We start from the raw sequence: 20,599 nt of genomic DNA, 5'->3' as shown, positions 1-20,599 counted from the left end.
GGCGTCGCCGAAAGAACAGCCAGTGTTCGAAGCGCAAATGGTTCCTGGATGTCAGCCGGAGTAATTTTCCATCGCTGTGAGAGAGCGCATCTCGCAGAGTTTGTCGTACTTCGCATCACTTCAAGTCATTTCCGCGCAACGGGTCAGGCGATACCCCGTACCGAAAGGCCCCGCTCGTGCAATGTGGGGCTGGGCAACGAAAAGTTGGCTGCCCGGCCCCACCCACTTCGACACGTAACCAGGCGCCGTGCTCCGGGGCGTGCAAACCCATGCAGCAGTGATGTGCACATGCCAACATGGAAAGCACCACTGACTCATACGCGCACGCGTCGTGCCGTCGCTATGGACAGCGTCTTCTAGAGCGCTTCCGCAGAAAGCGCGATACCAGCGTCTCACCACTGGCTGTTACGAATCGCATCCGGCACGTGCAATGCTCGACCAGTTACCCGCCTGCAAGACCTCCGCCAACACGTCCCGGCAGGGCGCTGTCATCGTCTTTCTCAAGTTCGCCGACCTCATCGCGCAGGCCGCCTTTTTGTGGCGGCTGCTCTTCCAATGGAATCTCGTCTTCGTTCGTATCTGGATCTGGTGTGCCGTGCATCGACATGGCGAACATGGACATCTGGCAATCGATGTGTGGAGTGAGATGCATGGGTGACTCCGTAGACGCGATGGGTAAAGCCACGCTAGGCCGGCTGGCGCTACCCGGCTGTGAGCCAGGCAGCGTGCGCCGTAACGTCGCGTTGACAGCCCGTCCGGATTGCAGCGCCCTCGAGGCGTGAACCAACGAGTTGGCCTGTTCACCGGTCTTGGCGCACCGCTGCATCTGCCCGGTGCGCCGTGGCTGCTGGCCGGCGTGCTGCTGGCGCCGTCGCACCTGGTCCCAATGGCGCGCTAGCACTTGCAGAACGTGTGGCCCAGCCGACAGCAGCTATTGATGGGCCAACGCTTCCGCCGGCATTCCAGGGTGCACCAAGGCGATCGCCCTCGCCTTGCCTCACTGCATCCGTGCCGATCTGCAAGCTGTCGCACCCAAAGGCATCGCTATCATGTGCACCCCTCTCGGAGCCATGCCATGCGCGCTCGCATCTTGATCGGATTACTGCTGACCTGCGGCATCGCGCATGCGGCTCCGCCAGCCTCACGCCTGGATGCAGTGCTCGCCTCCGGCGTGTTGCGCGTGTGCACCACCGGCGACTATCGGCCGTATTCGCTGCGGCGCGCCGACGGCACGTTCGAAGGCAGCGATATCGCGCTGGCGCAATCGCTGGCCAACAGCCTGGATGCACGGATCAGCTTCGTGCGTACCAGCTGGCCGCAGCTGTTGCCCGACCTGCTTGCCGACCGCTGCGAAATCGCCGTCGGCGGCATTTCGGTGACCTTGCAGCGGCAACGCCAGGCCAGCTTCAGTGCGGTGCTGGACGTGGACGGCAAGATCCCGCTGGTGCGCTGCGCCGAGCAGGCCCGCTTCCGCAGTATCGCCCAGCTCAACCGCCCGGAGATACGCGTGATCGAACCGCCCGGCGGCACCAACGAAGCCTTTGCACGGCGCGAGCTGCCGCGGGCGCAACTACGCCTGTTCGCCGATAACACCACCATCTTTCAGGAGCTGGTGGAGCGGCGCGCCGATGTCATGATCACCGACGCCTCCGAAGCGCTCTACCAGCAGGCCAGGCTTCCCGGACTATGCGCCGTGGCTCCCGATCACCCGCTGCAATACAGCGAAAAGGCCTTCCTGCTCCCGCGCGACGACGCTGCATGGAAAGCCTATGTCGACCAGTGGCTGCACCTGAGCAAGGCCAGCGGCGAATATGCGCGGATTGTGGACGGGAATCGGGAATCGGGAATCGGGAATCGGGAATGGCAAGAGCGGTGGAGCCAGTGGCGCTGCGGCTATGCTCTTACGATTCCCGATTCCCGATTCCCGATTCCCGATTCCCGCGCTGCCCTAAACGATCTTGGTCCGCCGCCACCAGCGCGAGACCTGTTCCTCGCGGATCAGCGTGAACAAGCCTGCACCCAGGATCAGTGCAATGCCCACGCCCATCGGCCAATCCAGATGGTCGTGGAACAGCAGGTAGCCGAAGCCGATCGCCCACAGCATCTGGCTGTACTGGGTGGGCGCCACCACGCTGACCGGCGCCAGGCGCGTGGCGTACATCATGCAGATGGCAGCCAGGCCGGCGAGCAAGCCGTAGCCGGCCAGCAGGCCCCATTGGTACAGCGAGGGCCAGACGAAGCTCGGCAACATCAGGATGCCACCCATCACCAACGGGCCGATGACGCCGGCGCCGTACAGCGTCAGGCGCTTTTCGCTATGCCCGGCCATGCGCAGGGCGATCACCGAAATGGCGCCGACCAGCCCGCAGACGATTGCCGCCACATGCCCGTGGGTGAGATGCCGAAACCCGGGCCGCAGCACGATCAGCACGCCGATAAAGCCGACGATCACCGCCGTCCAGCGCCGCCAGCGCACTTCCTCCTTGAGAAACACCACCGACAGTACGGTGACGAAGATCGGCATCAAGAAGATCAATGCAAACGCTTCGGCCATCGGCAAGGTGGTGAAGGCGATCACCGAGGTGAGATTGCCGATGGCACCGGTGAGCGCGCGCAACAGCCACAGGGCAGGCTGCTTGGCCATGACCAGTTCGCGCAGCTGGTCGTCGGGCTTCTTCAGGAACGGCACCGCCAGCAGCATCAGCAGGGCGCCCAGAAACAGCACCTCGTACACAGGCAAGCTGCCTTCCAGCAGCTTCACGAATGCGTCGCTGATCGAATAGGCCGCATAGCAGGCGAACCCCAACAACACACCTTTCAGCATTGCCGACACTCCACGGTAGATGCCGATCCAGACCAGGCGTGGATGTGGGCAGCTCGAAGTATGCGACGGGACGGATGTCAGCGGAACCGCCGCGGCCGCATCGGCAGTCCATCAGCGCTCGGCTTGAGCGTGTGACCCCATCCGCCGCACCCTGCTCCAGCGCCTGCAGGTCTGCCGCTGGCAGGCGAGCTCGGTTGCCGTGCTGGCCGCAGGATTCAGTACAAGAATCCTGCGACGCGCCTGCCTGTGCACGGGTTGCCCTGATCGCAACATCCAACAGGTCAGCCAGCAGCGCCTCGGCGCATGCCAGGCAAGCGCCGGACTCGAAGCTGACGCCCGCAGTGCCCTGGTGCATTCACCAGGCCCACCACCGCGCCCTGCTGGTTGCCGCGTCGCCGCGTCGCCGACGGATGCCCTCACGCAAGGGGTCGGTTACGATGCCAGTCCCTTTCACGCAACGGCGTGCGCATGCGCGTCCGCCTCCAGACCTGCAAGCCGTGACCCATTACTCCGGACCGTTGCTCACTCTCTCCGATGCCCAGGCGCTGCTGGCAGCGCGTAGCAGCGGTCTTGCCGCGTGGACCGGTTCGCTGGATCTGGGCCGCAGCACCGACACTGCACAGCTGGATGCACAGACCTGGCAGTGGCGCGGCCGGGGCTACCCGTATCCGGGCAAGCTCAAGGACCGCACGCTGTATTTCTGGGACAAGGACGACTTTGCGCCGATCTCGCGTTTTGGCGGTGCGTTGATCAAGCTGGTGCCCACCGAATGGGGCGCACCCACCTTCGAGATCGATGGCATCAAGATGCTGCCGTCTGCGCAGATATCGCCGTTCGAGGACGCACGCCGCAAGGTGGCGCTGGTGAACCCGCGCGGCAAGATCGTGCTGGATACCTGTGGCGGACTGGGATACTTCGCAGCCTGTGCACTGGAAGACGGCGTGGCGCAGTTGCTCTCCTTCGAAAAGAATGCCGACGTGCTGTGGCTGCGCACCCTCAACCCGTGGTCGCCGGATCCGGAAGCGGCAGCGGCCGGCGGACGCCTGCAGTTGCTCCATGCCGATGTCTCGCAACAGATCGCCACGCTTGCCGATGCGTCGGTGGACGCCATCCTGCATGATCCGCCGCGCTTCGGCATTGCCGGTGAGCTGTATTCGCAGGCCTTCTACGATCATCTGGCGCGTGTACTGCGCCGCGGCGGGCGGCTGTTCCACTACACCGGCGCGCCGAACAGGCTCACCAGCGGGCGCGATGTGCCCAACGAGGTGAGCAAGCGGCTTGCCAAGTCCGGCTTCAGTACCCAGCTCGCGCTCGATGGGGTGCTGGCCATCTTGCCGGTGCGCCGCTAACGCGCGGTGCGCGCTACGTGGCCGCGTGGCACCGGAACGGATCTGCGATACTGCCCCGCCCTCGACACGGACGTTGCATGCGCGCTCATCTCACTTTCCTGCCGGCCGCACTGCTGCTGGCGCTGTGCGCCCCGGCCTGCGCCCAGACGGCGCCAGCGCCGCCCATGTCCGAAGTGACCACGCGTTACCCGGTGACCACGGCACAGCTGGCCGGGCGCGAGATTCGCCTGGGCGAGCAGGCTGGCATGTGCACCCTGGTGCGCAGCGATGAAGTGCTGCGGTTGGGCGTGCATGCGCCGTGCTACTTCAGCATCAACCGGGAGCACAACGCCCAGGTGCATCATTTCCAGGGCAGCGACATCGTGCTGGTACAGCATGCGCGGCCCACCTCGCGCCCGGAGTGGGACAGCGCGCGCTATGGCCCGATCTGCACGTTCGAGTCGCAGGCGGTGCGCGAAGTCGGCGGCATCCTGGAGCCGGGTGTCGTGGCCAGCTCCTGGCATTGCGATCCCAGTGCCGGTGCCGACCAGAAGCAGTTTGTCTACAGCTATGACACCTGGCCCAAGCGCGACACGCAACAACCTGCGCGCAAGCAACGCACGCCATAGAGCGGCGTCCTGCATGCGGCCAACGCGCCCGCCGCGTTCGTGCATCGCAGTGGTTGCCGCCCGCTCAACACATGCCTGCCTGCAGCGCATGGACGAACCCGATGCAGCGAGCGCAGGCAACCCTTGCCAGGTTGACCAGCGCACTTACCGGCGCGTGCGGCGATGCGCGGCCCACCCGGCGTAAGCGAACCAAACGATGACTGCCAACAACGTGCAGGTCAGCGTGGCATCCCGGCCGATGGCAATCCAGAACCGCTGCGGGTCGCTGTCGGCATGGAAGATCCTGGTCGGGCGACCACGGAGGACGCTGATATAGCGCCGCTTGGAAATCGCCTCCGCCAGCAGCCATAGCCGCCCGCAACACGCGATTGCCACGACCAGCGCCAACGCGCGCACCAGCCACGCCTGGAGGGTGGACTGCGTCGGCGTGGGCGCCGGTGGCGAGCTGGTGCGACGCTTTTTCACCCTGGTGTCCAGGCAGTTGCGGGGCGCGCAGTGTACGTGGGCCATTGCGTGTGACGCTGCCGCTGACGACAGCGAGCACGTGTTGGCCGCAAGACGCGTGCCGCCACTGCCCTGGCGTTGCAACGTGCATGCACAAGGTGTGCGGCTATACTGCCGGCGCAGCGTACGCAGCCGCGTGCATGGAGCGCTCCACACTGCATTTGTCTCAAGGAAGATGGCCTGCAACAACGCGATGCCGATGTTCGGACGCTTCCTTGAGTTCCTGCGGATTAGCCACGCGATGGCAACCGCGTTGTATCAAGGACCTTACTTTGAAGACGTTCACCACCCTGTTGCTTGTCTCCCTCAGCCTGTTGCTCTCGGCATGCGGAGGCGGCGCCACCTCCGGCGCATCCAAGCTGTCTTCCAGCGATTACCTGCTGCACAACGTGTCGGTCTGGAATGGTGCCGTGACCATCATCGACCCGTGGGTCTCGGGCGAGCGCGGGCAGAGCCTGATTGCCGATGCCGTCGCGCACAAACCGTTGGACAGCTACAAGACCGCGCTGAGCAACCCGCGCAAGGCATTGGCGGCCAATGCGCAGGCCAATACTGCGATGGCCTCGGGCGTGCCGGATAACGCCAAGGACCTGGACACCAAACTATCGGCCTATCTCAAGAGCGCCGATGCGATGATGGCTGCGCTGGAGCGCTTCGCCTCGCTGCCCGACGGCTATACCAATGCCGAACTGGAACCGTTGGCCAAGGACCTGGAGGCGGCCTCCAACCAGCTCAATACCGACATGGAAGCCTTGAATACCGCACAGCGCGCGTATTCCACCGAGCACAAGATTCCGCTGCAGGAATCACGCCACTAACGGCTGCGGCCATCGGTCGCCCGCGCATGCCCACCCGCGCGGGCGGCCGATGCGTGCGCCGGCGATCAGTGGCCCAGGCCGAACATCAAGGTGCGATGGGTCGCAACACCGGCCATGGCGCCGCTGGCGACCGCAAACGCCACCGATGCCGCCGGGCTGGCAATGTCGCCGCAGGCAAACACTCCCGCGACGGTCGTGGCCTACATCGCGTCCACGGCAACATGGCTGCCCAATGGCCCGTCGCTGGTGGCGCATCCGAGCTGTGCCACCAACGGACTGATCTCGGTCTGCGGGGTGATGAACACCCCATCCAGCGCGAAGGTCTGTCCGCTGCGCAGGAGCAATTGAAGCGAATCGCCTGCGCCTTGCAGCGCGCTCACCGCACCGGTCACCAGCTGCACGCCGCGCGCCTGCAGTTGCGCATGTTGCGCCTGATCCAGCACCAGCGTGTCGTTCAAGAACAGCTGGGTCGCGCCCCAATCCGGCAACATGCTGGCCTGGTGCGCAGCAAATGCCGTTGTCGCCACCACGCCGAGGCGCCCTTGCTGCAGCTCGTAGGCATGACAGTACGGGCACACGAATGCCTGCCGGCCCCAGCGTTCTGCCAGGCCCGCAATCGCGGGCAAGCGGTCGACCATCCCCATCGCCAGGATCAGCCTGCGCCCGGTGTGGAGGCTGCCGTCGGCAAGCGTGACCTCGAACGCATCCGCCTGGCCGCGCAGCTGCGCCGCTGTTGCATCGGCCCATCGCACGCTGGGATAGGCGAGCACCTGGGCGCGCGCCTCATCTGCGATCTGCGCAGGCGATGCGCCATCGCGGCCCAGAAAGCCATGCGAGGTGGCGGCAAACCGGTTGCGTCGCTGGCCGCTGTCCACCAGCAGGACAGTGCGCCGCGCGCGTGCCAATTGCAGTGCGGCCGACAGCCCCGCATAGCTGCCGCCAATGATGATGACCTCGTGCTGCATGTCGGTTTCCCCGTCGCATCGTTTAATGTACTTTTCGATGTTACATGAAATGGCGCACAGCTCAACCCTTCCGCATCGATGCGCGAGACACTCCTGTTGCCGTGGTTCAGCGCTGCGGCGGGCGCTTGCGCTTGGTGGCGACCTTGGCGGCAGGTGGCGCGCCGGCGCTGCACAGATTGTCGAACTCGCTGGCCAGTGCGGCCAGGGTCACCGTGCCCAGGCGCTGCAGAAGCAATGCCTCGGCGTCGGCCAGGGCATCGGCAATCGCCGCGTTGACCACGCGTTCCACGCCGCACTGCGGGTTGGGATGATCGGCCCCGATCGCAAACAGATGCGGGCCGCCGACCGCGCGATGCACATCCAGCAGCGTCACCTGCGCCAGATCGCAGGCGATTTGCCAACCCCCATTGTGTCCCTTGCTCGATTGCACGTAACCGGCGCTGCGCAACCCGGCCATGGTCCGACGCACCACCACCGCATTGGTCGCCAGCATGCGGGCAATCTGCTCAGAGGTCATCGGTTGCGCGCTTCTGGCCATGTGCAACAGCACATGCAACATGCGGGAAAGGCGGCTATCGGTTCGCACGCGGTCTTCTGCTTCGCTCGATCGGTTCAAAGGGACGGCATGCCGTCGTCACGCCTGGATTGTGCCGTAGCCTCACGCCGTTGTCGCAGCGCAGTGCAAAACGGGCGCCGCAGGCTCAGCACACCGCCCATTGATCGCGCCCGGCGGTCTTGGCGGCATACAGCGCCAGATCGGCCTGGCCGAGCAGCACATCCAGCCCGCTCCCCGGGGTGACGCTGACCGCGCCCATGCAGAACCGCACCGGTTGCTCGGCGGGCAGACCCGGGATGGCGATGGCGGCCACGGCGTTGCGCAACCGCGCGAACACCGCCGGCAGTTCGTCCGGGCTGCAGCCCGGCAGCACCAGCAGGAATTCTTCGCCGCCCAGGCGGCCCAGGCGGTCCTGCGCGCGCAGTGCCAGCTTCGAAGCGCTGGCCAGGGCCTTTAGCACCGCATCGCCGGCGGCGTGGCCGTGCACGTCGTTGATCAGCTTGAAGTGATCCAGGTCGATCAAGGCCAGCATGCAGGGCGTCTGCGTGCGCAAGGCATGGTCGATCTGCTGCTGCGCCTCGGCGCGAATGGCACGGCGATTCGGCAGGCCGGTGAGCTCGTCGCGCATGGCCAGCCGCGACAGCTGGCGGCGATGGCGCGCACCGAATGCCAGCACCACCAAGGCACCGAGCAGCAGCAGGCAGGCCGCGCATAACGCGATCCAGAGCGCGCGCTGGCCGGCTTCGCGTGCCTGCAGTGCCAACCGTGCGGTTTCGCTGCGGCGGCGCAACTCGGCGGTTTCGGCGTCACGGCGCGCATCTTCATAGCGCGCCTGCAGCCGCAGCATCACGGTGTCGCGCTGGCGGCCCAGGTTCTGCGCGCGCAATGTGTTGGAGCGTTGCAATTCCTGGTACGCCTCGGCATGCCGGCCTTCGGCGGCCAGCGCCTGGGCGATGGCATCGACCAGCTCTGCGCGCCCGGTCAGGGCAAGATTCGGGTCGTCGGCGGCCTTGGCCGCGGTGATCGCGCTGCCCAGCTCGGGCGATTCCAGCGCGGTGAGCGCCTGCAACAGCACGGTGTGGCAAGCCGCCACGCGGCCGACATTGCCCTGCTTCTGCATCAACGGCAGCGCTTCGCGCGCCATCGTCAAGGCGGCCTCAGCATCGCCGGTCTTGATCAAGGCCTCGCTGGCATTGGTCAGCGCCGCCGCCACGCCAGCCTGATCGCCCAGCTCGCGGCTCAACGCCAGCGCGCGCCGGAAATGCAGCAAGGCAGCCGCCGGTTGCTGCAGCGCCAACGCGCTGCCGTATTCGTATTCGATCAGGCTGCGCTGGAAGCGCGCCGGCTGGTCGTGCAGGCGAGCCAAGGCGCGCTGCAGGTAATCCTGCGCATCGTTGTCGTCGGCTACCTTGCCGGCGACACGGCTGGCCAGTGAGCCGATCTGGGTCAGGCCATCCACCTCCAGGCCCAGCAGTCCTTCGCGCGCGGCGCACTGGTAACTGGTCTGCGCCGCATTCCAGGCTTCGTCGCTGCTACCGGAGGCCAGCATGCTCCACATGTCGATCGCTTCGATCTCGCACAACAGATCGCTGCGCCCCAGCGTGCGTGCCTGCTGCCGCAGGCCGTTCAGGCGCGCCACCATGCTGCGGTTGGGGTTCTCGCGTACGTCGCTGAGCGTCTGCACGATGTCCAGCCAGAGCCGTGCCTGCGCGGCGCTGCCGTGCAACTGATCGAGCAGGCCGCGCGCCTGGGTCAGCGCGGCCTGGCGCGCCTCGCTGTCTTCCAGCGAGATCAGCACCCGCGCTTGCGCCAGCAACGCCCAGAACTGCGCGTCGCTGTCGTGCTCGGCCCTGGCCCGCTGCAGGGCGCGCTGGGCGATCTGCAACGCGCCGATCGGGTCGTCGAGCGTGGCCGATTCAATGGTTTTCCACGGCTGCGGCTGCGCGCAGGCGATGGCGCTGATCACCAACAACAGGCACGCAATGAGCACATGTCGCCAGACGGTCGCAGGCATGCTCAACGATCGCTCATGGCCAACAGTGACCACCGCGCGGGCGCGCGCTGCCCACGGCGATGCAGCGGACCTGGAAACTGGCTGGTTGCTGCGGCATCTCAGGCACTCCCGTGGTCGCACAGCGGTGGAATCCAGTAAGCGAGACAGCAAGGCCTGCGCGCTCGAGGTGATGTGGCTGCCATCATGACCGGCGCAGCTGGCCGGTGACGTGATCGCCCATGAGGGTCGAGCCCGTTATCGGCCCGCGCGCAAAAGACTTGAATCGCCGTGCTGCCCTCACCTAGTGACATGAAGACGCCACGGCCTGCGCACGTACACTGCCACGGCAGTTGCCGCCCCGACCCTGCTGGAGATGCCGTGCCCTTTCCCCTGTTCCGTGTACTGCCCCTGCTTGCCGCGGTGCTGTTGTCGGCCTGCGCCACCCAGGCCCCGCGTGCGCCGCAACGCTCGCCGGACGTGGTCAAGGCCGATATCGCACGGCGCCTGCCGGCCACGCTGCCCGACCGCAACGGCTGGGCCAACGATGTGTATGTGGCGCTGTCGTCGCAGGCGCTGGACACCAGCGCCGAACAGATCTGCGCGGTGCTGGCGGTGACCGAGCAGGAATCGACCTACCAGGCCAACCCGGTGGTGCCCAACCTGGGCAAGATCTCGCGTACGGAAATCGATCGCCGCGCCAGCGCGCACCATCTCCCCGGCTTCATGGTGGAGGCGGCGCTGCGGATCACCTCACCGGATGGCCGCAGCTACGCCACCCGCATTGCCGCCGCGCGCACCGAGCAGGAACTCAGCCGCATCTTCGAGGACTTCACCGGCAGCGTGCCGCTGGGCGCACGCCTGTTCGACGGGCTCAACCCGGTGCATACCGCTGGCCCGATGCAGGTGAGCATCGCCTTTGCCGAACAGCATGCCGCGCGCTATCCGTACCCACTCGACGGCTCGATCCGCCACGAGGTGTTCACCCGCCGCGGCGGGCTATGGTTCGGCACCACCCATCTGCTGGGCTACCCCACCAACTACGACGCGCTGCTGTACCGCTTCGCCGATTTCAACGCCGGCTGGTATGCCAGCCGCAATGCCGCGTTTCAAGCCGCGCTGAGCAAGGCCAGCGGCATCGCGCTCGCGCTGGACGGCGACCTGCTTACCCCTGGTGCCAGCCTGGACGCCCCCGGCGGTACCGAACGCGCCGCACGCGCGCTGGGCAGCCAGTTGGCAATGAGCGACCGCCAGATCCGCACCGCCCTGGAAACAGGCACGACGCTCGAATTCGAAGACAGCGCGCTGTATCGCCAGGTCTTTGCGCTGGCCGACGGCAATGCCGGCAAGCCATTGCCGCGCGCGGTACTGCCGGGCATCACCCTGGACAGCCCCAAGATCACCCGCACGCTCACCACCGCCTGGTTTGCGCAGCGGGTGAACGAGCGCTGGAAGCGGTGCATGAGCAAGTAGGCACGTGACCAAGCCGGCTGCGTCGCTGACCGGCAAGCGCGTCTGGCTGCTGGACCGCGCACGTGGCGGGCGCATCCACCAGTGCCTTTGCGTTTGAGTCATCCAGCACCCCATCGACGAGGTGCAATCGCTCGCCGCCTGCCATCGTGGTTCCACGTCCTGCTCTCTGCAGGCCAGGCCGGTGACACCCACGTACAGCACTTCAACGTGTTGAATCGAGGATTGTTCGTCTCACGCACTGCTCGACGCATCGCCGCGTCGAGCTGCGTAGCGCCACCCAGGTCTTGCGCATGTGCGAGGCACCAGGGCCGTGTCAGAAACCAGAACCACTGCAACGCGCCTCGATCAACCTCGCATCGAACGACGCAACGCAGCACCAGTGCAACGCCCCTCTGCGGGCCCGATGCCTGCAGACGCCCTGCGAGCGGCAAACACAGTGCGCTGAGGAGGTGATCGCCGATGGGCGGCGCCAGCGTCAGCCTGCTCGCCGGCCCCACGGCACCTGCCGAGCGATCCCCGGCATTGATGCAGCCTACCGGCACCGCCCGCGCCACGACTTCTGGCAGAGGCACGCACTGCCGCGAGCCGCTAGCATCGGCCGGTCGCGCTGACCGCGCTTGCGTGCCCCTTTCGTCCTGGAGAGTTCCCATGCCCACCCCGTTGCCGATGCGCCGCCTGCTTACCGCCATCGCCCTGGCGGCCCTGCCGTGCATCGCCGCTGCGCAGGCACCCAGCGTCGGCGAGGCTGACTATGCGCGTGCAGAACGCTTGGTCAACTATCTTGCGCAACCGCTGATGGATCATGCCGTCACCCGCATCGACTGGCTGGATGCCACCCATGTGGTCTATGTCGATCACGATGCCAAGGGCAACCGCCTGCTGCAGCTGGATACCGCCACCGGCAAGACCGCGCCGATCTTCAAACAGGCGGCGCTGGTGGCCTCGCTCAACACGCTGCTGAAGACCGGCGACAAACCGCTCAAGGCTGACAGCTTCGCACCGGTGGTCAAACGCACTGCCGATGGCCGCTATCGCCTCAGCGTACGCGATACCGCAGTGGTCTGCGACGCGCAGGCACGCTGCAGCAAGCTCTACGCCAAAGACAAGCCCGAACCGGGCGTGCTGTCGCCGGACAAGCGCAGCGAAGCATTCATCCGCAACTGGAACCTGTGGGTGCGCGATGTGGCCAGCGGCCAGGAAACCCAGCTCACCCGCGATGGCGTGGAAAACTTCGGCTACGCCACCGACAACGCCGGCTGGCAGCACAGCGACAACGCCATCGTCGCGTGGTCGCCGGATTCGCAAAAGATCGCCAGCTTCCAGCAGGACCAGCGCAAGACCGGCGACATGTACCTGGTCAGCACCAAGCTCGGGCATCCGGAGCTGCAGTCCTGGAAGTATCCGCTGGCCGGCGACAAGGACGTGACCATGATCGAGCGCGTCATCGTCGATGTGCCCACGCGCAGCGTGCTGCGGTTGAAAATGCCGCCGGACCAGCATCGCTCCACCTTGTGCGACGACGTCAGTTGCTCGCCAGGCCTGTGGGATGACGTGAAGTGGGCGCCGGACGGCAAGACGCTGGCGTTTGCCTCCACTTCGCGCTTCCACAAGCAGACCTGGCTGCGCATTGCCGATGTCGCCACCGGGCAGGTACGCACGGCGTTTGAGGAAACCGCGAAGACCTACTACGAAAGCGGCCAGGTCGCCGCCAACTGGGCCTATCTGCCCGGCAGCAACGAGGCGGTGTGGTTTTCCGAGCGCAGCGACTGGGGCCAGCTGTATCTGTACGACCTGGCCACCGGCAAACCCAAGCACGCCATCACCACTGGCGAAGGCAATGTCACCGCGTTGCTGCGCGTAGACCCGGTGAGCCGCACCGCGTGGTTCATGGCGGTCGGCCGCTCTGCAGGCGTGGACCCGTACTACCAGCAGCTGTGGAAGGTCAGCCTGGACGGTGGAGAACCGGTGCTGCTCACACCCGAGGTGGCCGATCACACCGTCGCGCTGTCGCCCGATGGCGCGCGCTTCGTCGACACCTACTCCACCTCGGTCACACCACCGGTCACGCTGCTGCGTGACGCCGCCGACGGACGCACACTCAGCACGATTGCGACGGCCGACATCAGCCGCCTCAAGGCCGCCGGCTGGGTGCCGCCCGTGCCGATCACGGTCACCGCACGCGATGGCAAGACCACGCTGTACGGGCTGATGTTCAAGCCGAGCAACTTCGACCCCGCACGCAAGTATCCGGTCATCGACTACGTCTACCCCGGCCCGCAGACCGGTTCGGTGCGCGGGCGCAGCTTCCTCGCCGGCCATGGCGACAACCAGTCGCTGGCCGAACTGGGCTTCATCGTGATCGCCATTGACGGCATGGGCACGCCGTGGCGCTCCAAGACCTTCCACGACACCTGGTACGCCAACATGGGCGACAACACCTTGCCCGACCAGGTGGCGGCGGTGAAGGAACTCGGCCAGCGTTACCCATGGTTCGACACCAGCCGCGTCGGCATCTGGGGCCATTCGGGCGGCGGCAATGCCTCCACCGCGGCGATGCTGCGTTACCCCGATCTGTTCAAGGTGGCCTGGTCGGAAAGCGGCAACCACGACAACCGTGGCTACGAGGACGACTGGGCCGAGAAGTATCACGGCGAACACATCGTCAACACCGACGGCACATCCAACTACGACGACCAGGCCAATGCCAACCACGCCAGCAAGCTCAAGGGCCGGTTGATGCTGGTACACGGCACGCTGGACGACAACGTGCCGCCCTACCTCACCCTGCTGGTGGCCGATGCGCTGATCAAGGCCAACAAGGACTTCGACATGCTGATGCTGCCCAACGCCAAGCATGGCTACGGCGATCTGACGCCCTATGTCACCCGCCGCCGTTGGGATTACTTCGTGCAACACCTGCTCGGCGCCACCCCGCCGGCGCAGTACCAGATGAAGCCGATGCCGGAGAAGTAATCGGCATGGCCGCAGCAGCGCGGGTGATGCCGCGCTGCTCCAGTGATTGCGCAGGCGTTGCGGGCAGGCAGCACCCACACACGCCACCGGGCGGCTAACGGCACGTCGCGTGCAGTCGGCAGGCGAGGCTTACTGCGCGCTCAGAACCTGAGTGGACAAGTGCTCCCTGCCGATTCCGATCACTGGCCACGCCGTCTGGTAGCTGCGCAATCGTCAGTCGTCCTTGCTCGATGGCGCCGGCCGCCATGGCGATCGCTCGCCACGGTTGGCCTCGATCCGCAAACCAACCGGACGAGCAGCTGCATCACTTCGCCGTCCTGCCCCCAAGCTGCTTGCTCAAAAACGCCAGCAATCGCGTGTAGTACTCACGACGATGCGCCTCGGTGTAGAAGCCATGACCTTCGTTGGGGAAGTACAGCGACTCCACCGGCACACCGGCGCCCTTCAAGGCGCGCTCCATCGCCTTGGTGTGCTCGATCGGCGCGCGCTCGTCCTTGCCGCCGGCCGCCAGGAACACCGGCACCTTGATCTGTCGCGCCAGCGTCACCGGCGAGCGTGCCGCCAGGGTATCGCGGGCGCCCAGCCAATCCACGGTCCAGTTCCTGGCCCAGCGCGCGTAACGGGCGGTGTCGCGCGCCATCATTTCCAGGTCGTAGACCCCCACATAGCCGGCGGCGCAGCGGTACAGCGCAGGCTCCTTGGCCACGCCCATCAATGCCGCGTAACCGCCATAACTGGCGCCGTAGAGGCAGACGCGCTGTGCATCGGCAATGCCTTCGGCGATCGCCCAGCGCGTGGCATCGGTGACATCGTCCTGCATGCGCCCGCCCCACTGCCTGGCGCCGGCCTGGGTAAACGCATCCCCGTAGTTGGCCGAGCCACGGTAGTTGACACGCAACACCGCGTAGCCGGCTGCTGCCAGCAACTGGGTATCGTCATCGAACTCCCACTTGTCGAACACGCCAAACGGCCCGCCGTGCGGCATCACGATCAGCGGCAGCGGCTTACCGGCATCGGCATGCAGGGGCTTGGTCAGGTAACCGTGCAATACCAGGCCATCGCGCGCCTTGAAGCTCACCTGCCTGCTCGGCGGTACTGCATCGGGCGGGAACCATTCGCGGCTGCTGAACACCCGGTCGGCCTTCTTGCTTACCGTGTCGAACAGGTAATGGTCGCCGTTGTTGCGATCGCTCCACACATAGACCAGGGCCAGGCGGCGGTCGCTGGTGGCCGAGGTAATGTAGATCGCATTGCCGTCGAAAGCCTTCTCCAGGCTGCGGTACAACCGCGCAGTGGGCGATGTCTCGTCGAAGAACCGGCTGCGCACCCGATCGCTCATGTAGGACGCGCCGATCGGCGTGGTGCCATCCAGGTCGCGCAGGATGCGGTACGGGTCGACGGTGTCGTCGCGTAGCAACGGCGTGGACTTGCCGGTTGCAGGGTCCCAGGCCACCAGCACATCCGGACCGGCGGCCTGCTCCACCTGCAGATAGGCCAGCGCCCCATCGGCGGAAAACCCCAGTGGGAACTCGCGGTGCTGGCTGCTGGCCGAGTCGTTGATCAGCCGCCACGGTGCATCATCGTTGTCGCGGTAATACAGCTTGCTGACGTTGCTGATGTCCAAGCCCCGGGCAAAGCGGATCCGCCCCTGCTGATCGGTCGCAAAACTCGCCCGCCGCACCGGCGATGTGGCGACGGTGCTGCGCCGGCCGGTCTGGATATCCAGCTTGTCGATGCGAATGCTCGGGTCGCCCACGAATGGAACCGTGGACACCAGGATGTTGCGCGGATCGTCGCGCAAGGTGTCCAGTACGAAGGTGGCCGGGTCCAGATCCATCTTCAGCTGCGCACCGTTGATGTCGGGACTGGTGCCATAGGGGCTGGCCAGCAACCGACTGTTCTTGCCATCGGCATCGATGGCGTGCAGCTGGCCGATCGCCACCGGCTCGTCGCGTGAGCCCAGCCGCTGCGCCATCGATACCACCATGCGCTCGTCGCTGGCCCACCAGAAATCGTCCACCACGCTGTTGGCGCCACCGGTGATCTTGGCAGTGGCCACCTTGTCCTGCCGGCGCACGATGCCCAGCACGGTGCGGTCTTCCAGCGGCATGGTCAGCGCGAAATACGCGCCCGACGGCGAAATCTTGATGCGTTCGAATGGGTCCCGCTTGAGATACGGCGCCAGGTCCACCGCTTCCTGCGCCTGTCCCGGCAGCGCCGCAGCCAACGCAAACACACACCCCACCATGCTCCTCCAACACCGCATATCGCCCCCCGCGATTTGTCCTTGAGGCCGCCATGGTGGCAAAGGCATGGTACGGCGTCCATGCCCGGTGCCAGGCAGCGCTGGACTGGCAGCTGGTGGACTTGCGCAGGCCAGACGCCGCCTGCGGGAATGGCCTGTGACTGTAAGGGACAACACCGCCAGCTGCACGCCGTGCGGCACGCCATCGGTCAATGCCACCGGTCAGCGCGTGGTAGCGCGCTGCTGGCCCAACAAGCCAATCCGTCGGAACCACATTTCCAGCGGCACCGTCACCAGTGGCGGCAGCGCCGCCAGCAGACTCACTGCCCACGCCCACCACGGCCAGCGTAGCCGCAATGCGACGAGCACGCTGACCACCACGTAGAACACAAACGCCGCCCCGTGCGCGCGACCGAACAGCCACACCACAGACTCTGTGGTCTGCGTGCCGTACTTGAGAAACATGCCAAGCAACAGCCCGGCCCAGGTGATGCCCTCGATGAACGCAGCGACCGCAAACAGCCGGCCCATCGGCGACAACGCAGAGAACGACACACGCATGCACATCTCCAGACGGAAAGGAATTGCCGCGACGCGATGGCGGCGGCGACGCCCGCTGGCCTGCGTAGTCTAGCGCTGCTGCCACTCTCATCGGAGCTTGTCGCGCGCCGCTCGACAGCCTTTCGATGGACGCCTCACCCACATTCCCGCAGCGGCGCAGCCGACGCCGATCCCGGCGATAATGCAGGTCTTGCTGCTTCCTCAGGTTCACGCCGTGCGTCTTGCCTTGCTGCTCATTGCCTTCGTAGCACTCCTGCCGGCATCGGCACGTGCCTTGCGTGTCCAGGATGGCGACCTGCTGTTCGTCACTGCGGCCCGCACCGGGCTGAGCGGCGCCATCGATGATGCGACCGCCAGGCAGGGTGCTCCCAGCTTCGACCATGTTGCATTGCTCGCCCACGCCGGGCGTACGCAGGTGGTGCTGCATGCCGACGAAAAGGGCTCGCGGCAACAGCCATTGCGTGAGTTTGTCGAGCAAGCCATTGCCAAGCATCGGCAGATCGTGGTGTACCGGCTCACGCCCGCGCATCGCCCTGCCATTGCCGATGCCATCGCCCAGGCGCGCAGTATGTTGGGCAAACCGTATAACGATACCTATGTCCCGAACGAGAGCAGCTACTACTGCTCGGACTTCATCGAACGCGCGTTTCGCGCTCACCACGTCTTTGCCCTGCAGCCGATGAACTTCAAGAACCTGCAGACCGGCACCATCTCGCCGTACTGGACCGCGTTCTATCGCAGCCGCGGCATGGCGGTTCCGCAGGATGTGCCCGGCACCAATCCGAACGATATGGCGCGCGCGCCGGTGCTGGAACGTCTCGACGTATTTCCGGGCACCTGATCGCCCACTGCAAACCCACGCGCCGGTGCGCATGCAGGCGCTCTGCGTCTGTGGCTGTGCGACCGGCAACCTTGTACGCTCACGCACCGACCGTCCTCAAAGGAGTGGAGATGCAACTGTCACAAGGCCAACGCGTCCCGCTGTCCAGCCTGATCCAGGAGCGTGAGTTCACGCTGTCCATCAAGATCAGCACGCAGCGCACCATCGACTATGTGTGCTTTGGTGTCGATGCCGCCGGCAAGCTGTCGGACGACCGCTACATGGTGTTCTTCAACCAGCCAGGCAGCCCGTGCGCAAGCGTGCGGCAAGGGCCGGCCGACACCTTCACGCTGAACCTGGCGAGCCTGCCGGCAACCATCGAGCGCCTGGTGTTCACTGCGTCCATCGATGGCGCCGGCGCAATGCGCGACATCCAGGACAGCTATTTCGCACTCGCCACCGGTGGCACCGAGGTGGCGCGTTGCGCATTCTCCGGCGCGAGCTTCGCTGCCGAAAAGGCCATCATGGTGGCCGACATCTACCGCAGCAAGGGCGAGTGGCGCATCGTCGCCAACCTGCAGGGCTTCAACGCCGGCCTGGATGCCCTGGTGGTCCACTTCGGCGGTGAAGTCACCGACGCCCCATCGCCGCCTCCAGCGCCACCTGCTGCCGCGGCAGATACGAAGGTCTCGCTGGAAAAACGTGTGGCCAGTGCCGCGCCACAATTGGTGAACCTCGCCAAGAAGGCCCAGGTCAGCCTGGAGAAGGCGCAGCTGCTGCACGTCAAGGCACGTGTCGGGCTGGTGCTGGATGCTTCCGGATCGATGAATTCGCAGTACAGCCGCGGTCATGTCCAGGAAGTGATCAATCGGCTGATTCCGCTTGCCGTGCACTTCGACGACGATGGCGCGCTGGATTGCTGGGCATTTGGCGCCTCGCCGACGCAGTTGTCTGCGGTGTCTCTGCAAAACTTCTCCGGCTTTGTCGAACGCGATGCCGGTGGCTGGAAGAAGTGGCCGGTGGGCATGCGGATCAACGACGAACCCAAGGCCATACGCATGGTCATCGACTACTACAAGAAAAGCGGCGACCGGACACCGGTCTATATCCTTTTTATCAGCGACGGTGGCGTGCATCAGGATCGCGAGATCACCAAGCTGATGATCGAAGCGGCACACCTGCCGATCTTCTGGCAGTTTGTCGGACTGGGCGGCCGCGGATACGGCATCCTGGAGAAGCTGGACGATATGGGCGGGCGGGTCGTCGACAACTGCAATTTCTTTGCCCTCGATCGCCTGGATCAGGTGCCCGAGGAGAGGCTCTACGACCTGCTGATGGAAGAGTTCCCGCAATGGCTCAAGGACGCCAAGGCCAAGGGCATTGTGTGAGTGCGGCAGGCACGTGCCTTGGTGCTGTGCGGGTGGCGGTCCACATACTCCAGCACAGTGGAGGCAGGCGATGCAGGTGGATAACCACGTCTGCACCGGGCATGACCGCATGAGTGCAGGCAGATGCTGGTGGTGGCGATTCTGCATCGTCACGGGCATGGCAGTGCTGTGCGCCAGCTGCGTCCGCGCACCCGATGCACCGCAGGCCAGCGCATCCATGCAGCCGGCGGCGAAGACGTCGGCCGCCGACACGCCCACGGCGACATCCGGTGCGCAACGCGGCAATGGCATGCCCTATGAAATGCACGACACACAGGTGTGGGACGTGCCTGACCCGGTTTCCGGCCGTGGGTATCAGGTGTTCGTTGCCCTGCCACGCGGTTACGCCGACCACCCGCAACGCCGCTATCCGGTGTTGTATGTCACCGACGCCGACTACGCCTTCCCGTTGGTGAAGCAGATCGCGCGCCGCTTGAACGGCGAAGGCCCGGCCATCGAAGACTTCATCCTGGTCGGCCTGTCCTATGCCGTAGGCGACGAGCCGATGCCGAGCCGGCGTCGCGACTACACCCCCACTCCGGAAGATGGCGCCAATGCGGCTCCGGTGGCAACGCACGGCAAGAGTGCGGCCTATATCGCCTACCTACGCGATCAAGCGCTGCCCTTCATCGCGCGGCGCTTCCGGACAGACGAGCAACGCCGCCTGTTCCTTGGCCATTCGTATGGCGGCCTGCTCGGCACCCAGATCCTGCTCAGCAGCCCGGACATGTTTGCCGGGTACATCCTGGGCAGCCCATCGTACTGGTATGGCGAGCATGCGATGGCCGCGCAGGAAGCGGCATATGCCACCACGCATCGCGATCTTGCCGCGCAGGTGTATCTGTATGTGGGCGAATATGAGCAGCGGCGCTTTGACCAGCACTACGACATGGTGACCGATGCACAGGCGATGGTGCAGCGCCTGCGTGAACGCCATTACCCGTCGCTGCGACTGTCGATGGAGGTGCTCAACGATGAAGATCACCTCAGCGTTGCGCCGCGCGGCACGACGCACGGACTGAAGGCAGTGCTGGGGATCGCATCCGCGCACCGCGAGGGCCGTTGAGCCGGCGATTGAAGCGCGGCAGCTGATCGCTCCGCGCCGCCCCTGATGGCATAAAGCGTCCTTTGCGCAGCATTGAACAAACTCAGGACACCGCAGCCAGCTGCGGTGGCTGGGGGTGACCTGCAGCAGTGGCCGGTATTTGCGGCCTGCCGCGCCTGCCGTCGTCGTTCCAGCTTCGCAGCAGGCGGTATGCCGAGTAACAGTTGTCTGGATCGGCGCAGCGGCAGTGCGATGAGCGCATCGCCAGCTTGTGGAATGCGTGAACGCATTGACTCTCGAAGCCAACTGGCGCCTGCTCACTCCACATCGCTTTCCGTCACCCGATTGGGGGCGGTCCACCTCTGTCCGCCCAAGCCCCGCTGCCACGAACCTCTATCCGCGCGAACCGGACAACACCGGGCGACCGGCGCTGCCATTCCA

At 65.6% G+C, this 20,599-nt stretch carries 15 protein-coding genes and 2 pseudogenes; 9 read left to right on the top strand and 8 right to left on the bottom strand.

Annotation, left to right across the window (positions count from 1 at the left end):
• Positions 1 to 442 precede the first annotated feature (442 nt).
• A complete protein-coding gene (locus A7D17_RS22880; RefSeq protein ID WP_082861946.1) occupies positions 443 to 652 on the bottom strand; it encodes a hypothetical protein in 210 nt (69 codons plus the stop codon).
• A gap of 423 nt (positions 653 to 1,075) precedes the next feature.
• Here A7D17_RS22880 and A7D17_RS22875 point away from each other — a divergent pair.
• A pseudogene (locus tag A7D17_RS22875) lies at positions 1,076 to 1,840 on the top strand (transporter substrate-binding domain-containing protein); the annotation flags it as partial.
• Positions 1,841 to 1,948: 108 nt separating this feature from the next.
• Here the strand turns inward: A7D17_RS22875 and A7D17_RS12495 are convergent.
• Positions 1,949 to 2,824 (bottom strand): DMT family transporter, encoded by an 876-nt coding sequence (locus A7D17_RS12495; RefSeq protein WP_064509381.1) that lies wholly within the window; start codon positions 2,822 to 2,824, stop codon positions 1,949 to 1,951.
• Positions 2,825 to 3,261: 437 nt separating this feature from the next.
• Here A7D17_RS12495 and A7D17_RS12490 point away from each other — a divergent pair, with 437 nt between their 5' ends.
• Together A7D17_RS12490 and A7D17_RS12485 are read left to right on the top strand one after the other, a co-directional pair.
• The gene (locus A7D17_RS12490; protein ID WP_064509380.1) at positions 3,262 to 4,173 is read left to right on the top strand and encodes a class I SAM-dependent methyltransferase; all 912 of its coding nucleotides are present in this window, start codon (positions 3,262 to 3,264) and stop codon (positions 4,171 to 4,173) included.
• Positions 4,174 to 4,250: 77 nt separating this feature from the next.
• Positions 4,251 to 4,781, top strand: coding sequence for a hypothetical protein (locus tag A7D17_RS12485; RefSeq protein WP_064509379.1), 531 nt, complete (start codon positions 4,251 to 4,253; stop codon positions 4,779 to 4,781).
• Positions 4,782 to 4,925: 144 nt separating this feature from the next.
• Here A7D17_RS12485 and A7D17_RS22870 read toward each other — a convergent pair whose 3' ends face one another.
• Positions 4,926 to 5,246: a hypothetical protein gene (locus tag A7D17_RS22870; RefSeq protein WP_082861944.1), complete on the bottom strand. Its 321-nt coding sequence runs from the start codon at positions 5,244 to 5,246 to the stop codon at positions 4,926 to 4,928.
• A gap of 311 nt (positions 5,247 to 5,557) precedes the next feature.
• Between A7D17_RS22870 and A7D17_RS12475 the strand changes: the two genes are divergently transcribed.
• Positions 5,558 to 6,103 carry a hypothetical protein gene (locus A7D17_RS12475; protein WP_064509378.1) on the top strand — a complete coding sequence of 182 codons (546 nt, stop codon included), beginning with the start codon at positions 5,558 to 5,560 and terminating at the stop codon, positions 6,101 to 6,103.
• 65 nt (positions 6,104 to 6,168) lie between these two features.
• Here A7D17_RS12475 and A7D17_RS12470 read toward each other — a convergent pair.
• The 3 genes and pseudogenes from A7D17_RS12470 to A7D17_RS12460 all read right to left on the bottom strand — a co-directional run bounded on the left by A7D17_RS12470 (position 6,169) and on the right by A7D17_RS12460 (position 9,638).
• Positions 6,169 to 7,068: pseudogene (locus A7D17_RS12470) on the bottom strand (NAD(P)/FAD-dependent oxidoreductase).
• Between the two features lie 106 nt (positions 7,069 to 7,174).
• Positions 7,175 to 7,627: an Rrf2 family transcriptional regulator gene (locus tag A7D17_RS12465; protein ID WP_239692182.1), complete on the bottom strand. Its 453-nt coding sequence runs from the start codon at positions 7,625 to 7,627 to the stop codon at positions 7,175 to 7,177.
• A gap of 142 nt (positions 7,628 to 7,769) precedes the next feature.
• Positions 7,770 to 9,638: a diguanylate cyclase domain-containing protein gene (locus A7D17_RS12460; RefSeq protein WP_082861943.1), complete on the bottom strand. Its 1,869-nt coding sequence runs from the start codon at positions 9,636 to 9,638 to the stop codon at positions 7,770 to 7,772.
• 357 nt (positions 9,639 to 9,995) lie between these two features.
• On the opposite strand from A7D17_RS12460, the gene A7D17_RS12455 reads away from it, so the two are divergent.
• Together A7D17_RS12455 and A7D17_RS12450 are read left to right on the top strand one after the other, a co-directional pair.
• Positions 9,996 to 11,087, top strand: coding sequence for a DUF1615 family protein (locus A7D17_RS12455; RefSeq protein WP_095522603.1), 1,092 nt, complete (start codon positions 9,996 to 9,998; stop codon positions 11,085 to 11,087).
• Between the two features lie 648 nt (positions 11,088 to 11,735).
• Positions 11,736 to 14,060, top strand: coding sequence for a S9 family peptidase (locus A7D17_RS12450; RefSeq protein WP_064509376.1), 2,325 nt, complete (start codon positions 11,736 to 11,738; stop codon positions 14,058 to 14,060).
• Between the two features lie 304 nt (positions 14,061 to 14,364).
• On the opposite strand, the gene A7D17_RS12445 is transcribed toward A7D17_RS12450, so the two are convergent.
• Together A7D17_RS12445 and A7D17_RS12440 are read right to left on the bottom strand one after the other, a co-directional pair.
• On the bottom strand, positions 14,365 to 16,308 hold the full coding sequence (locus A7D17_RS12445) for an alpha/beta hydrolase family protein (RefSeq protein ID WP_064509375.1): 1,944 nt from the start codon (positions 16,306 to 16,308) through the stop codon (positions 14,365 to 14,367).
• 219 nt (positions 16,309 to 16,527) lie between these two features.
• Positions 16,528 to 16,866 carry a DUF3817 domain-containing protein gene (locus tag A7D17_RS12440; RefSeq protein WP_064509432.1) on the bottom strand — a complete coding sequence of 113 codons (339 nt, stop codon included), beginning with the start codon at positions 16,864 to 16,866 and terminating at the stop codon, positions 16,528 to 16,530.
• Between the two features lie 181 nt (positions 16,867 to 17,047).
• On the opposite strand from A7D17_RS12440, the gene A7D17_RS12435 reads away from it, so the two are divergent.
• The 3 genes from A7D17_RS12435 to A7D17_RS12425 all read left to right on the top strand — a co-directional run bounded on the left by A7D17_RS12435 (position 17,048) and on the right by A7D17_RS12425 (position 20,179).
• Entirely contained in the window at positions 17,048 to 17,707 is a 660-nt protein-coding gene (locus A7D17_RS12435; protein ID WP_425479596.1) for a YiiX/YebB-like N1pC/P60 family cysteine hydrolase, read from the top strand.
• Between the two features lie 110 nt (positions 17,708 to 17,817).
• The gene (locus tag A7D17_RS12430) at positions 17,818 to 19,074 is read left to right on the top strand and encodes a VWA domain-containing protein (RefSeq protein ID WP_064509374.1); all 1,257 of its coding nucleotides are present in this window, start codon (positions 17,818 to 17,820) and stop codon (positions 19,072 to 19,074) included.
• A 217-nt stretch (positions 19,075 to 19,291) separates the two neighbouring features.
• A complete protein-coding gene (locus A7D17_RS12425) occupies positions 19,292 to 20,179 on the top strand; it encodes an alpha/beta hydrolase (protein ID WP_239692181.1) in 888 nt (295 codons plus the stop codon).
• The last annotated feature ends 420 nt before the right edge of the window (positions 20,180 to 20,599 follow it).

It is taken from the genome of Xanthomonas floridensis, assembly GCF_001642575.1.
Lineage (GTDB): Bacteria > Pseudomonadota > Gammaproteobacteria > Xanthomonadales > Xanthomonadaceae > Xanthomonas > Xanthomonas floridensis.
This window is presented reverse-complemented; position numbering and strand designations above follow the sequence as displayed.

Excerpts from the sequence above, each read along its gene's own strand:
- A7D17_RS12435 (WP_425479596.1), top strand. The coding sequence starts at position 17,048 with ATGCAGGTCTTGCTGCTTCCTCAGGTTCACGCCGTGCGTCTTGCCTTG.
- A7D17_RS12440 (WP_064509432.1), bottom strand. The coding sequence starts at position 16,866 with ATGCGTGTGTCGTTCTCTGCGTTGTCGCCGATGGGCCGGCTGTTTGCG.
- A7D17_RS12490 (WP_064509380.1), top strand. The coding sequence starts at position 3,262 with ATGCCAGTCCCTTTCACGCAACGGCGTGCGCATGCGCGTCCGCCTCCA.
- A7D17_RS12430 (WP_064509374.1), top strand. The coding sequence starts at position 17,818 with ATGCAACTGTCACAAGGCCAACGCGTCCCGCTGTCCAGCCTGATCCAG.
- A7D17_RS22880 (WP_082861946.1), bottom strand. The coding sequence starts at position 652 with ATGCATCTCACTCCACACATCGATTGCCAGATGTCCATGTTCGCCATG.
- A7D17_RS12425 (WP_239692181.1), top strand. The coding sequence starts at position 19,292 with ATGCAGCCGGCGGCGAAGACGTCGGCCGCCGACACGCCCACGGCGACA.
- A7D17_RS12465 (WP_239692182.1), bottom strand. The coding sequence starts at position 7,627 with ATGTTGCATGTGCTGTTGCACATGGCCAGAAGCGCGCAACCGATGACC.
- A7D17_RS12460 (WP_082861943.1), bottom strand. The coding sequence starts at position 9,638 with ATGCCTGCGACCGTCTGGCGACATGTGCTCATTGCGTGCCTGTTGTTG.
- A7D17_RS12450 (WP_064509376.1), top strand. The coding sequence starts at position 11,736 with ATGCCCACCCCGTTGCCGATGCGCCGCCTGCTTACCGCCATCGCCCTG.
- A7D17_RS12485 (WP_064509379.1), top strand. The coding sequence starts at position 4,251 with ATGCGCGCTCATCTCACTTTCCTGCCGGCCGCACTGCTGCTGGCGCTG.
- A7D17_RS12445 (WP_064509375.1), bottom strand. The coding sequence starts at position 16,308 with ATGGTGGGGTGTGTGTTTGCGTTGGCTGCGGCGCTGCCGGGACAGGCG.
- A7D17_RS12495 (WP_064509381.1), bottom strand. The coding sequence starts at position 2,824 with ATGCTGAAAGGTGTGTTGTTGGGGTTCGCCTGCTATGCGGCCTATTCG.